This is a genomic window from Streptomyces sp. NPDC127117 (genome assembly GCF_042677325.1).
Classification (GTDB): Bacteria; Actinomycetota; Actinomycetes; order Streptomycetales; family Streptomycetaceae; genus Streptomyces.
Window position 1 is genome coordinate 1 of record NZ_JBHXTM010000013.1, and the last position, 13178, is coordinate 13178.

At 71.6% G+C, this 13178-nt stretch carries 9 protein-coding genes, 2 pseudogenes and 1 riboswitch; of the genes and pseudogenes, 4 read left to right on the forward strand and 7 right to left on the reverse strand.

Translation table 11 applies throughout. The features are described 5' to 3' along the window. Positions 1–48: 48 nt before the first annotated feature. Positions 49–3411 carry a glycosyl hydrolase gene (locus ACFVH0_RS13885; protein WP_385819787.1) on the reverse strand — a complete coding sequence of 1121 codons (3363 nt, stop codon included), beginning with the start codon at positions 3409–3411 and terminating at the stop codon, positions 49–51. Between the two features lie 226 nt (positions 3412–3637). On the opposite strand from ACFVH0_RS13885, the gene ACFVH0_RS13890 reads away from it, so the two are divergent. Next, positions 3638–4654: a LacI family DNA-binding transcriptional regulator gene (locus ACFVH0_RS13890; RefSeq protein WP_385819788.1), complete on the forward strand. Its 1017-nt coding sequence runs from the start codon at positions 3638–3640 to the stop codon at positions 4652–4654. 28 nt (positions 4655–4682) lie between these two features. Here ACFVH0_RS13890 and ACFVH0_RS13895 read toward each other — a convergent pair whose 3' ends face one another. The 4 genes and pseudogenes from ACFVH0_RS13895 to ACFVH0_RS13910 form a co-directional block, all read right to left on the reverse strand. Then, positions 4683–5555 (reverse strand): EamA family transporter, encoded by an 873-nt coding sequence (locus tag ACFVH0_RS13895; protein ID WP_385819789.1) that lies wholly within the window; start codon positions 5553–5555, stop codon positions 4683–4685. Between the two features lie 251 nt (positions 5556–5806). Continuing rightward, positions 5807–5920, reverse strand: a pseudogene (locus tag ACFVH0_RS13900) (diguanylate cyclase); the annotation flags it as partial. A gap of 38 nt (positions 5921–5958) precedes the next feature. Further along, positions 5959–7071, reverse strand: coding sequence for an NAD(+)/NADH kinase (locus ACFVH0_RS13905; RefSeq protein ID WP_385819790.1), 1113 nt, complete (start codon positions 7069–7071; stop codon positions 5959–5961). 190 nt (positions 7072–7261) lie between these two features. Then, complete coding sequence (locus tag ACFVH0_RS13910) at positions 7262–8659, reverse strand: APC family permease (protein WP_385819791.1); 1398 nt, start codon at positions 8657–8659, stop codon at positions 7262–7264. 359 nt (positions 8660–9018) lie between these two features. On the opposite strand from ACFVH0_RS13910, the gene ACFVH0_RS13915 reads away from it, so the two are divergent. After that, positions 9019–9336, forward strand: a complete 318-nt coding sequence (locus ACFVH0_RS13915) for a hypothetical protein (RefSeq protein ID WP_385819792.1) — start codon at positions 9019–9021, stop codon at positions 9334–9336. Positions 9337–9347: 11 nt separating this feature from the next. On the opposite strand, the gene ACFVH0_RS13920 is transcribed toward ACFVH0_RS13915, so the two are convergent. Continuing rightward, the gene (locus ACFVH0_RS13920; RefSeq protein ID WP_385819793.1) at positions 9348–9941 is read right to left on the reverse strand and encodes a TetR/AcrR family transcriptional regulator; all 594 of its coding nucleotides are present in this window, start codon (positions 9939–9941) and stop codon (positions 9348–9350) included. A 5-nt stretch (positions 9942–9946) separates the two neighbouring features. On the opposite strand from ACFVH0_RS13920, the pseudogene ACFVH0_RS13925 reads away from it, so the two are divergent. Next, a pseudogene (locus ACFVH0_RS13925) lies at positions 9947–10195 on the forward strand (FAD-dependent oxidoreductase); the annotation flags it as partial. Positions 10196–10250: 55 nt separating this feature from the next. Here ACFVH0_RS13925 and ACFVH0_RS13930 read toward each other — a convergent pair. Next, entirely contained in the window at positions 10251–10739 is a 489-nt protein-coding gene (locus ACFVH0_RS13930; protein WP_385819794.1) for a transglycosylase SLT domain-containing protein, read from the reverse strand. 4 nt (positions 10740–10743) lie between these two features. Further along, a riboswitch (cyclic di-AMP (ydaO/yuaA leader) is annotated at positions 10744–10930 on the reverse strand. Between the two features lie 541 nt (positions 10931–11471). On the opposite strand from ACFVH0_RS13930, the gene ACFVH0_RS13935 reads away from it, so the two are divergent. Then, positions 11472–13136 carry an ABC-F family ATP-binding cassette domain-containing protein gene (locus tag ACFVH0_RS13935; protein WP_385819795.1) on the forward strand — a complete coding sequence of 555 codons (1665 nt, stop codon included), beginning with the start codon at positions 11472–11474 and terminating at the stop codon, positions 13134–13136. The last annotated feature ends 42 nt before the right edge of the window (positions 13137–13178 follow it).

Consider the following 13178-nt stretch of genomic DNA (forward strand, 5'->3'; position numbering starts at 1 on the left):
GGGGTCGCGGCGCCCACCGGCCCGGTGGTGGATCAGTGGGCACACGGGTCAGCGGGTCAGCTGCACCTGCTGATAGCGCACCAGCTTCCAGTTGTTGAGCCCGTCGCCCCAGGTCTGCCATCCGTCGAGACCGAGCGAGCGGTAGTTGTCCCGCTGCACGCCGTCGCTCTTGTTGACCGTCAGGGTCAGCGAGAACGCGGGGTCCTCGGGCGACAGCGGGGCGATCCGCTTCCACGGCACGGCGACCAGGTAGGTCGTGGTGCCGGCCTCCTCGTCGCGGGCCACTCGGACATCTGCGCCCGCCACCGGCCCCACCGGGTAGTCCTTCGGCAGGGATTCGACGAAGACACCCGGCCCCTCGGTCACGGTGTCACCGGCGTAGAGCATGTACCAGTCGGCACCCCAACGCCCCAGTCCCTCCCCCGGTTTGCCCGGCTGCACGCCGATGCCGATGCTGTCACCGGCAGGCAGCCAGGCCACCTTCCGTGCCGTCCGGTGGTCCTTCTCCCGGACGACCGCGGATACATAGAGGTTCCTGTCGTCCCAGGTCGCCCACATGTCGCCGTCGGCGACGGAGGGTTCGATGCCGCTGTACGAGCCGACCTCGGAGAGGTCCACCTTCGGTACATCGCCCAGGCCGGTGAGTTCTCCGTCCACCAGGTGCGGGGTGGCCCTGGCGATCGGGCTGAAGCCGAAGGAGTCGCTGTCCTGTGCGGTGCGTCCGTCCGCGAGTCTGGCGGTCACCCCGACGGGCTCGACGGCGTAGGCGGCGGCTCCGTCGACCGTGGTGCGGAAGGTTCGGGTGGCGAGCGGTGGGACCGTGCCCCTGTCGCCGATTCCCCGGCCCGCGATCGTTCCGCTGAGGTCGCCGAAGGACCAGTCGATGCCGGTCACCCCGGCCGGTGTGTCCGGCGAGTGGTTCGTGACGGTCACGGCGAGCCGGTCGGTGCGGGTGGCGCCCTTCACCGACATCTCCGGGGACACGTCGACCGTCACGGGGTTCGCCGTCACCCGTGTGCCGGCCGCGACCGCGCCGGCCCGCTTCCCGTCGAGCGTGACCGCTGCGGCCAGGCCACGGTTGCCCGGTGTGTCACCGGCCGGGACCTTCAGCACGGCGCTCGCCCGTCGGCCGGGGGCCGCCGAGACGGTGACCCGCTCGCCCTCGATCTCGAAGACCGCGGTGCGCCTGTGTGCGGACGCCCCGTCGCCGTGGCCGGTGGCCCGGTTGTCGAGTGTGGCGGTCACCGGAATCCCCGTACCGGCCACGATGTCCCGGGGCGCGGACAGCGACAGCAGCGGTGATTCCTCGATCCGGTCGGCCGCGGCCCGCAGGTAGACCGGGGCACCGGTGGCCGTGAGGTGCACCCAGCCGTCCACCGGCTCCAGGACCCGCTCCGCGCCGAGCATGTCGACCACGGTGACGGGCTTCCCGGTCCGCACCCGGACCGGCTTGCCGGTGCGGTCACTGCTCCACAGGGCCGTGGTCACCGCTCCGCCGCCGGGCGAGCCGGCCGCGGACCTGAACGAGTACGCGTGCAGGTCGGGGTCGCCGGTGTGCACTCGGCCGGTGAACCGCGCCTCGGTCAGTTCGCGGGCAGTGGTGGAGTAGGCGAGGTAGGCGGGCTTCGGGTTGAGCCCGTTGGCCTCCGGGCCCGTCTTGCGCAGCAGTCCGAAGTTGTGTTCCCCGTTGCTCGGACCGTTGCCGTCGTTGATCAGGTCGTACCAGTAGTAGCGGGCGACGCCCGCGGCCTTGGCGGCGAGCAGGGCACGGGCGGTGGCCTGTGCCTGGGTCTGCTCGTCGACGCCGATGCCGTCCCGGTCCGCGGAGGTCCAGCCCTGCTCGGTGATCCAGATGGGCAGTTCCCTGCCGTCGTTGTACTGCCGCATCAGCCGCTTGAGGCCCGCGATGTCGAGTTCGACGCCCTCGGGGTCGCCCGGGGCCCGGTAGGGGTGGATGGAGATCGCGTCCATGTGCTTGAGTCCGCCGAGCCTGAACAGTTCCTCGAACCAGTCCAGTGGCACCTTGAACGACGAGGCGCCGACCACGGTGATCTTCGGGTCGGCGGTCTTGACCCCCGAGTACGCGGCGGCCAGCATCTTGGCGTAGCACTTCGCGCTCTGCGAGCACACGCCGTTGGAGAAACCGCCGTAGTACTCGTTCCAGACCTCCAGCGATTCGATCCGGCCGCCCGCCTTCGCCGCGACCTGTCCGGCGTACTTCCCGAACGCCCGGTACGCCTCGTCGGTGCTCGGGATGTTGCCGTAGTCGGAGTTGCCGAAGCCCAGCAGCATCAGGCCGTTCTGGCCGCGCGCCCCGAAGTCCGCGGTGACGCGTTCACTGGCCTCGGGCCACTGGTACTCGCCCTTGGGGTGTTCGATGCTGCTCCAGTAGACGGAGTCGACGCGCAGTCCGTCGGCCCCGGCGCGGGCGGCGAGCTTCGTGCTGTCGTCCCAGGCGTCGCCGGGGGCGGAACGATGGTGGTGGTTGACGCCGAAGAAGGAGTCGGTGGTGCGCTTCGGGTCGGGCCCGGGGTGCTGCACCGCGAAACCGGCGGTGCGGGCGACGGGGGCCCCGTCGGCGGCGGTTCCGCGAAGCGTCAACGTGTAGTAGCCGAGGGGAAGTTCACCGGCATCCACGGAGCCTTCGCGGATGGCCGGGTCGATGGCGGCGGCCCCCTGCCGCACAGTGCGTCCCCGGTAGTCGCGGACGCTCCAGGGCACGGAGCGGTCGCGGGCGGACAGGACCCCGAAGGTCGCCCGCTCGCCGGGGTCGAAGAGGTTGCCCGGAGTGGTCACATCGACCTGTACGTCATCGGTGTCGACCGGGGACGGCTCGAAGGCGTAACGGGCGAAACAGACCGGTTTCTCGCTGGACCCCATGTCCTGCGCCCAGGTGGCGATGCGCATGTCCCGGCCGTACTGCCCGCCGGCGAACGCCCCGTCCGGGATGTAGAAGTGCGCGGTCTTCCAGGTGTTGGTGCCGGTCGTCCGCACGATCCGTGAGGTACGCCACGGGTTCGCGCCCGCGTCGTAGACCAGTGCGAACTTGGTTCCGGGTGCGTCGAAGTAGTCGATGTCGACGGCCGCGTGGTTCGCCCCGTAGTGCTTGAGGCGGGCGTCCAGGGTGACGTACAGGTACTGGCTGGGGCGGCCGGGGCCGATCTCCCAGCAGTCGCGGCCACCGTACGCACGGGTGTTGACGCTCGCCTCGTCGCTGCCGGGGGACGCGTCGATGGTGACGTTTCGGGACTCAAGTGTCTTCCCGAGCACGGCAATTGCGGAGTCGTCGCCGTCCGCGACCGTTCCGGGTCGCTCGGCGGAGGCGGCGGCCGGGCCGAATGCCAGGAGGCCGAGCAGTGTGGAGAAGGCCACCGCCGCTCGGGACAGGCGTCTGCGTGGTCGATGTCGCATGGCGAGAAACTCCCTGATCATCGGGCGCGGGGGTGCTGCGCGGAGTGCTGCACGCGGTCACTGCGGAGAGCCTGTCCGCGCCGGCCCCGGAGGCGGCTCCGGACCGTTGCGCAACCGCTTGCTCAAGCGCGGCACACACTGGCCCCGTAAACAAACTCTGTCAAGGGTTCACACAGCAACCACCGGAATTGCACAAGCAGTTGCGCTGCATGGCTAGGCTGAGGCCATGACGGAACGGGGCAGGGTCACACTGAGCGATGTCGCGGCGGTCGCCGGGGTTTCGCTCTCCACGGCATCAAGGGCGTTGAACGGCGGCGGCCGGGTCTCGACGGCGACCAGATCGCGCATCGCGGAGGCCGCGCGCAGACTGGACTTCCGGCCCAACGCCCTGGCACAGTCCTTCGCGTTGGGCCGGAGCCGGACGATCGGCATTCTCGCCCAGAACGCCCGGGGAGCGTTCACCGAGCCGGTGCTGGTCGGGGCGGTCGCCCACCTGGGCAGCCGGGAGCAGGCGTGTCTGCTCTACGACACGGGCCTCGACCCGGACACGATGGCCGAGAGCGTCCGCAGGCTGCTGGCCCGGCGCGTGGACGGGCTGCTGGTGCTCGGTGACGGTCTCCGGGCCGAAATGCGCTCCGTCACGGCCGAGTTCTCCGTCCCGGTCGCCTATGCCTTCGGGCTCACCGACCGGGAGGGCGACTCCTGTTACGTCCCCGACAGCCGGATGGCCGGGCGGCTGGCGGGCGAGCATCTGCTGTCGCTGGGCAGGCGGCGCATCGCGCACATCACCGGCGAGGCGGCGGACACCGCCGCGACGGGACGTGAGCAGGGGCTGCTGGCCGCGCTCGCCGATGCCGGGCTGCCGCCCGCGACCGACACGCTCCGGGGGGACTGGAGCCGGGCCTGGGGGGCCACGGCCTGCCGCCGGCTGATCGAGTCCGGCGCCCGGTTCGACGCCGTGTTCTGCGGCAACGACCAGATAGCGCTGGGCGCGGAGTCCGTACTGCGGCAGTCGGGAAGGCGTGTCCCGGACGATGTCGCGCTGGTCGGTGTGGACAACTGGGAGTACGTGATCGGCGGTCAGCACACCCGTCATCTCACCACCGTCGACACCGGGTTGGCCGCGCTGGGCGCCGCAGCCGCCGCTCAGGTTGCCGACGGGCGCGAAGCCCCCGGACTGCACGCCCACCCGTGCACACTGGTGGTCGGCGCGACGACGGCCGGACCGCAGCCGGAGCCCTGATCCGGTCCGCCCGGCGCGGCCTCCACGGTCAGTCGGCGACGGCGAGCCGGGCGGCCGGCTGGACGGTGACGAGGGCGATGCCCCCGCAGCACACGGCGAGGAGCAGCAGTTCCGCCATGGAAGGGGCGGACGCGGTGCCGAGTGCCCAGTCGCCCAGGCGCACGGTGAAGGGAACGGCCAGTTGCACGGCGGCCGTGAAGACCGGTCCGCGCAGCAGGATGAGCCGGTGCTGCACGAGGTAGGCGGGCGCGTACACGCCCGCGCCGAGCACGACCGTGCCGCCGATCGCGGCGGGGGTCGGGGGGTGGGAGATCAGGGCGGGCAGCGCCATCGGGAGCAGCAGACAGGTGGCTGCCGCGAGCAGTACGGGCAGCACGGCGAGGGGCGGCAGCCCCGACAGCCGTTCCCGGTAGAGGAACCCGTACCCGGCGAAGGCGACGGTCGCCGCCGCCACGAGCAGCAGCCCCACCCCGTCGGCGTCGCCCGCGTCCGCACCGAGCGCCGCGTATCCGACGGCGGCGGCACAGGCGAGCACCGCCCCGGCCACCTTGCGCGGCCCGGACCGTTCGCCGAAGAACAGCGCGCCCACGGCGACCGAGGCGCAGGGCATCAGCGCGACGACGAGATTGGTGAGTGAGGTCCCGATGCGCGGGATGGCGAGGAGGGTTCCCGCCGCGTACCCGGCGAAGCCGAGCAGGCCCAGCAGCCAGACGGTGCCCGGCCTGGCGGCGGCCCGGCGCAGGTCGGCCCTGCCTTCCGCGGTGGTGACGGCGACGGCGGTGAGGACCAGGCAGCACACCGCGGTGCGGCCCACGGCGACGATCAGCGGGTCGGTTCCGGTGACCAGGGCGCCGGAGAGCAGCCAGGTTCCGGCGAGCAGCAGTACGAGGACGGCCGGCATCGCTCGCCCTTTCCGTGGACGGTGGAGGAACGGGCAGCGGGCGCGGAGCCGTTCGGCCGCCGGACCTTCCGCGTGGCAGCGGTGTCCTTCGGGGCCGCGGGACGGGCCCGTGGCGCACCGAGCGCCTCTGCACGGTCACTTTCCTGTAGGCGCCAACTATAGCGACGGGGGCCTGCTCCACCCGGGCTCCCGCCGGGGCACCGCGAGGGCGGGGCCGCTCCTCCCCGTCGCTCCGGGCGTGCGCCGGAATCTCACCCGGGCCGGGCGGAGTCCGGGATGGTGTCCACGAAGTCGCCCGGCTCGAACCCGGGTACGTGACGCTCCAGGACATCGGCCTTCACTTCGCCGAAGGTGGTGTGCGGCTTGGCTTCGATGGCTGCGGTGAATTCTTCGCGGCCCCGGGTCACGGGCGCGGTCCGGGGGACTCCCGGCGCGGTCGGGCGCGGTCGGCCTCGTCCCGGTCCGCCGGGGGAAGGTGGAGGTGGGCCAGGTCGTGCGGGACCGGCCCGTCGGGGCGGAAGAGGGGTGCGCTCGCCCCGTCGGCCGCCGTGGCCGGGGCGTCGGTGAGGCGGAGGCGGGTGCGCAGCCGTCCGTAGAAGTCGTGCGGGCCGAGCCTGATGACCCGGAGGCGGTGCGGTGCCGCGTACACCCCGACCCAGTCCCCGGCGTCGAGCACGCCGCGCAACTGGCCGTCGATGGTCACCGCGCCCTGCCCCGAGTGCGGCAGGACCCGGACGGCGATCGGTTCGTCGGCCGCGGCGATCACGGTGCGGTCGAAGGTCATGTGTGCCGCCACGGGTGTGAAGAGGACGGCGTCCATGCGTGGCGAGACCACCGGGCCGCCCGCGGCGAAGCTGTAGGCGGTCGAGCCGGTGGGGGTGGCCATGATGACCGCGTCGGCCGAGTACGAGGCGAGGAGCCGGCCGCCGATGTACACGCCGAGGCTCACCTGCCGGTCGCGGGCGAGCTTCTCCACGACGACGTCGTTGAGCGCGGTGACGTCCAGTGCCACGCCCCAGTCCTCCGCCGCGGCCTCCGCGTCGAGGTCGACCTGCGGGGGCGGCAGCATCGGGCGTCGTCCGTAGCCCATCAGGGCGCCGATGTCCTTGGGCACTTCGAGTACGCGGGAGGCCCGCATGGTCAGGGTCATGCGTTCCTCGACCGCCGCCCGGCCCCGGTGGACGGCGTCGAGCGCCCGGACCACGTCCTTCGCCGGAACCTCGGTGAGGAAGCCGACGCGGCCCAGGTCGATCCCGAGGACGGCGCCGTCGTTCTTGGCGGCGATCCGGGCGCCGCGCAGGAATGTCCCGTCGCCGCCGAGCGTCACGATGAGATCGGGGTTGCCCGCGACATCGGCCTCCTCACGCCCACCGCGCCTGCGTTCGTCGTCGCGCCACACGTCGATGTCGGTGCACGGGATGCCTTCGCGGGCACACCAGTCACGTACGACGCCCGCCGCGACAATGGCCTCGGGGCGGCCCTGGTGTACGACGACTCCGACCCTTTTCACACTCATCCCGCTTCGACTCCCCGCGTTCCGACGACGGACTGCCCTCACCCCACTGTGCGGGAGCCGGGGGCGGGTCCGCCCGTCGTCGGGCCGGTACGGCGCCCGGTCGGGCGACCGGGCCCGGCCCGAAAGGTGCCCGGCCCGTCCGCGGTGGGTCACCGCCGACGGGCCGGGCACGGCACGGAGAACGTACGGGTCAGGACTGCGCGTCCTCCGGAATGCTGACCAGCCAGCGGGTCTCCCGGCGGGGCCGCAGGTAGAACGCCCAGTAGAGCGTGGCGACCGCGGTGATCCCGCCGGTCCACAGCAGGTACTCGGTCTCCTGCTGGGTCAGGATGTACGCCAGCACGGCGATCAGCAGCACCGGGATCGCGGGCCACAGCGGCATCCGCCAGGCCGCCGCCTCACGGTGCGCGCCGCGGCGGCAGAGCAGTGCGGCGACGGCGACCAGCAGGTACATCGCGGTGACGGAGACGCCGGTGACGCCGTACAGGGTGTCGAGATTGACGAAGCAGAGTGCCGCGCCGGGGACGCCGACGACCAGGGTCGCGACCCACGGGGAGCCGAACCGGCCGAGCCGGGACAGGGCGTTGTTGACCGGTCCGGGCCATGCCTTGTCACGGGCGGAGGCGAACAGCACCCGCGAGTTCTGGATGACCATCACGATGCCGGCGTTGATGATCGCGAGGGCGACGCAGAGGCTGACGAAGGTGCCGACGGCCGAGTTGGACCAGGCGGCGACCATGGTGTTGAGGTCGCCCGAGGTCAGGGCCGCCAGATCGGGAGCGCCGAGCGTGATGGCGATGACCGGGACGAGGATGACCGCGCTGGAGATGGCGAGGGTGGCCAGCACGGTGCGGGCCACGTTGCGCCGCGGGTTCTCCAGCTCCTCCGAGAGGTAGACGGCGGTGGAGAAGCCCTGGGTGATGAAGAGCGCGATGGCGAGCCCGGAGACCACCATCATCGCGGTGACGGTCGAGCTCCCGCCGCCCGACGAGGCAACCGTACCGTGCACCAGCGCCGAGGCGCCGCGCTCGGAGTGGGCGAAGCCGAGAACGGCGACGACGGCCGCCGCGATCACTTCGAGGACGAGGAAGATGCCGGTGATCCACGCGTTGGCGCGCAGGTCCAGCAGACCGGCGAGGGTGGCGAGCACCATCACGCCGGCGCCCGCGACGGAGGCCGGAATGTGCACGATGGGAGCGAGGTAGTCGGCCGTACCCATGGCGATGACCGGGGGCACGATCATCACGACCAGCAGCGAGAGCACGAAGACGAGCCACCCGGCGAGCCGCCCGGCCATCGTCGACACCATGGCGTACTCACCGCCGGCACTCGGGATGAGCGTGCCCAGCTCCGAGTAGCAGAAGGCGACCGCGATACAGAGCAGCGAGCCGATGGCGATGGTGAGGGCGGTGTACGTGCCGAGGCTGGAGAACAGGTCCGGTACGACCACGAAGAGGGTCGAGGCGGGCGTCACGCAGGAGAGCGTGAGCAGTGTTCCGCCCACGACGCCGATGGAACGCTTGAGCTTCTGTGGAGTGGGGCCGGTCGCTGGTGCGAGCGCCTGGGGAGCGCTGAGCGTTTCGGTCATCGTGCGGTTCCGATCAACAGGTGCGGTGTCCGAGCACGGGAGCGGTATCGCCTCCAGACGAGGACGTGGTGAGTGGTTTCGGCGCTCCCAGCGCGACATGCAATCCTGACGTGTTCCGCAGGTCAAGAGGTGTTCACCTTCGGAATTCGTTGTTCTGAAGGGCTGATCCGACGATTTGGCGCTAACAACGCGTCAATGTCCAGGGATCGGGGGGTGCGGGAACCGCAGCCCGGCCCGTGGGAAAGTTTCCCCATTTCCAGCATCCGGAAGGGTGGAACGGCACCCCGGGCGGCCGGGGTGCGGGCGAGGCACGGAGCCCGCGGGTCGCGGATCCGCGGTCTTGGTGCCAGCCTGGAGTCATGGGTTGGGCGTCATGGACCACTTGCGGTGTGTTCTCGGGGCGCGGCGGCGTGCTCACGGACGAGGTCGGCGTGCTGTCCGGGGACTTGACCGTTCACACGACCTGGGCGGACGACACGGCCCAGGTCACCGTGCAGTACAGCGGTGCGATCGACTGGTTCACCATGTCGGGCAGTCCGGTGCCGTGCTGTTCGGAGGAGGACAGCCGCCGACTGCACGACGCGGTGGTGCAGTCGGTCCGCAACGGGGCGGCGGCGACCGTGCCCGTACTGCCCCGCTCCGAGCCGGAGCAGGCGGCGGAACCCGCCCAGGAGTAACGCGTACGGGATCACCCCGGGCCGGTCGCGCCGGCTTCCTCGCCGCAGTCGCGGAGCGCCGCGGCGACCAGCCCCGCGATCTCGCCCCTCGGCACTCCCCCGCCGCCCACCGGCCGGTCGAAGACGAGTCCGTCCACACAGGTCAGCAGTGTGAGCGTGCGGCCCTCGGCGTCGGCGACGCCCTGCGCGCGCAGGAACGCCCGCACCACGTCACGGGCCGTGTTCTGTCGGGGTACGAGAATCTCGCGCAGCTCCGGGTGGCGCACGCTCCCGACCGCGCAGGCGTAGCGGGCGAGCGACCGCTGCCGCCCCTCGCCGGTCAGCCGCCGTTCGACGAAGCCGGCGAGCCCGTCCGTCAGTTCGGCGGCGGCGCGCGGCACCTGCGCCTGCTCGCCGGCCGCCTGCAACTCCGCCTGGTCCTGCGCCACGAGCCGTCGGACGAGTGCGGTGAGCAGTGCCTGCCGGGTGCGGAAGTACGCCGAGGTGGTGCCCGGCGGCAGGTCGGCCGCCCGGTCCACGGCCCGGTGGGTCAGGCCCCGCATCCCCTCATCGGCCAGCACATGGATGGCGGCATCGGCGAGGACGGTCCGTCGGTCTGCGGTCATCACCCCTGACACTGGCCGCCTCGCTCTCCGCCGGAGCCACCGTCGAGTCGGCGCTCGGCCGCTACGACGCCGAGCGCCGGCCCCGCAGCCAGGCGGTCGCGCGGGCCGCCAGGCAGGCCGGGCGGATGGGCCGGCGGCTGTCCCGTCCGCCGGCCGTCGCCCTGCGCACTACGGCCCTGCGTCTCGCGCCGTCCCGCCTCACCGTCCGCGCGATCCTCCGCCATGCCGACCGGACACCCCCGCGCCTGGGCTGACCTCGGGACGGCCCGGGCCGGGCGGTGGTGGGGTCACGCCGGCGGTGCGGTCACGTCAGTAGGCACCGAAGACGTTGTCGATGGAGCCGTACTTGGCGGCCGCGTAGTTGCACGCGGCCGTGATGTTGGCGACCGGGTCGTAGCTGTCCGACGCGGTCCCGGGCACGTGATAGGCCCGGAACGTCGGATCGATGATCTGGAGGAGGCCCTTGGAGGGCGTCCCGGCGGCGGCGTTCGAGTCCCAGTTGTTGATCGCCCTGGGGTTGCCGGACGACTCGCGCATGACGTTGCGGTGGATGCCCTCGTAGCTGCCGGGGATACCGTGCTCGGCCATCACGGCCAGCGACTGCTTGATCCAGCCGTCCAGATCGTTCGTGTACGCCGACGGCGCGGCCGGTGCGGCGGCGGTCTGCGCCGGAGCCGCCGAGGCGGTGTGGGCACCCAGCAGCGGAAGCAGCAGGGCGGCCGCGCCCGTGCCCACGGCGATGAAACCGCGGGTCAGTGTGGTGGACTTGCGACGACGGTACGTACCCGTTGCGGACATGGTGGATTCCTCTCCGTCGCCTGCGAGGTGAGCTGTCGGGTTCAGGCTGGAGATGCCTGGCCGCGCACCAGCGCGGCTTCACCCCGAGCCGTTCCGGATTCCGGACCGGCGGCTTACCTGGGTTCCCCGCTCCTGCCGTGCATGAGTGGGTCGGATTGCCGGACAGCGGCAGGATTCGGCGTTCCGTCCGGATTGACGGTGACCGTAGGCGAGAAGAGCCGGAAGGGACAAGACCCCATTTTCCGAATGCAATTCACCCACAAGATCGATTTACCGGAATTTCAGTAATCCACCTCACATCGCACAACCCGCTCCACTTGCGGGGAAAGGGAACCGAACCGCGGGGTGCGGCACGCGACAGGCAGGACGTGACTCGCGCCACGAATTCACAAAAGCGGGCATTTCGCCCAACTATTCCGGCGCCCGCCCCGGCACCCGATGACATTGCCTTTCCTTCACTCCGTCGTTTACAGTTCTGAAGTCCTGTTGTCTCCGATTGAGGTGGACGTTGCGCATCTGAGGTTCGCGAACATCGCGCCGTACGGCTTCGCCCGTACGCCCGTCACGCCGTAGCAGTGCCCCGCACTGCCCGTGACTCCGCGTGGATGCGACCTCGGTGCATGAGCCGTCCCTCGATCTCCAGGACCGTCGCACCTCCTTCCGCTGTCCGGTCGCTGCGTGGTGCTCGCATACGAAGCCCCCATCTCTGCGCTTGCGAATGCGAGGAACACCATGGCGACTCCCCCCACCCCTCACGCCTCCCTCACCTGCTCCGCCCTGACCTTCCGGTGGCCGGACGGCACCACCGTCTTCGACGGGCTCTCGCTGAGCATCGGCCGGGGCCGCGTCGGCCTCGTCGGCAACAACGGCGCGGGCAAGTCCACACTCCTGCGACTCCTCGCCGGTCAACTGCGCCCGGCCCAGGGGACGGTGACCGTCGGCGGCAGCCTCGCCCACCTTCCGCAGAACATCACCCTCGACACGACACTGCGGGTCGACCGGGCACTGGGCATCGCCGAGCGGCGTGCGGCACTGCGCGCCATCGAGGCCGGGGATGTCGACGAGAAGCACTTCGAGACGATCGGCGACGACTGGGACGTCGAGGAACGGGCCCTGGCGACGCTGGGCTCGCTCGGCCTCGGCGGCGTCGAACTCGACCGCACCGTCGGCCAGTTGTCCGGCGGGGAGACCGTCCTGCTGCGGCTGGCCGCGCTGCTGCTGGAGCGCCCCGACGTCCTGCTCCTGGACGAGCCCACCAACAACCTCGATGCGTTCGCCCGCCGCAGGCTCTACGAGGCGGTCGACACCTGGCGCTCGGGGGTGCTGATCGTGGTCAGCCATGACCGCGAACTGCTGGAGCGCGTGGACCGCATCGCCGAACTGCGCACCGGCTCGGTGAACTGGTACGGCGGCGGCTGGTCGGCGTACGAGGAGGCCGTGGCTGCCGAACAGGAGGCCGCCGGGCGGATGTTGCGGGCCGCCGAGGCCGATGTGCGCCGCCAGAAGCGCGAACTGGAGGAGACCCATATGAAGCTGGCCCGGCGCCAGAAGAACGGCCGGAAGGCGGAGGCCGAGGGCAGCCTGCCGAAGATCCTGGCCGGCCGCCGGAAGCGATCGGCGCAGGAGTCGGCGGGCAGGCTTCGCGGTGTCCACGAGGAACGTCTCAGCGAGGCGCGCGAACGCCGGGAGGAGGCCGCGGACGCGGTCCGCGACGATGCCGAGATCCGCGTGAGCCTCCCGCACACGGCGGTGCCCACCGGACGCACCGTGCTGAGCCTGCACGGCCTGCGCCCGCGGTTCGGCAGACTGCGCGAGGGCAGCCTCCAGGTGAACGGGCCCGAGCGGATCGCGCTCGTCGGCCGCAACGGCGCCGGGAAGACGACGCTGCTGCGCACGCTCACCGGTGAGCTGGCCCCGCTGTCCGGCGAGGCCAGGGCCTTCGTGCCGGTGCGGTTCCTTCCGCAGCGGCTCGATGTACTGGACGAGGAACTGAGCGTCGCGGCGAACGTGGCCCGGATGGCTCCCGGGGTCACCGACAACCACATCCGTGCCCAGCTCGCCCGCTTCCTGTTCCAGGGCAAGCGCGCGGAGCAGCCGGCGGGCACCCTGTCGGGCGGGGAACGCTTCCGTGCCGCGCTCGCGGCGACAATGCTCGCCGCACCGGCCCCGCAGCTGCTGATGATGGACGAGCCGACCAACAACCTGGACATCGCCAGTGTGCGTCAGCTGACCGGTGCGCTCGACTCCTACGAGGGGGCGCTCCTGATCGCCAGTCACGATCTGGCCTTCCTCGAATCGGTCGGCATCACCAGGTGGCTGCTGGTCGGGGAGGAGCTGCGGGAGACGAGCGCACAGGAGGTGGCCGAGCTGCTGGCGGCGCCGGAGGCCGCAGGCTGAGCGGTCGGCGGCGGGTGTCTCCCGTACCGGCCGCACCGGGAG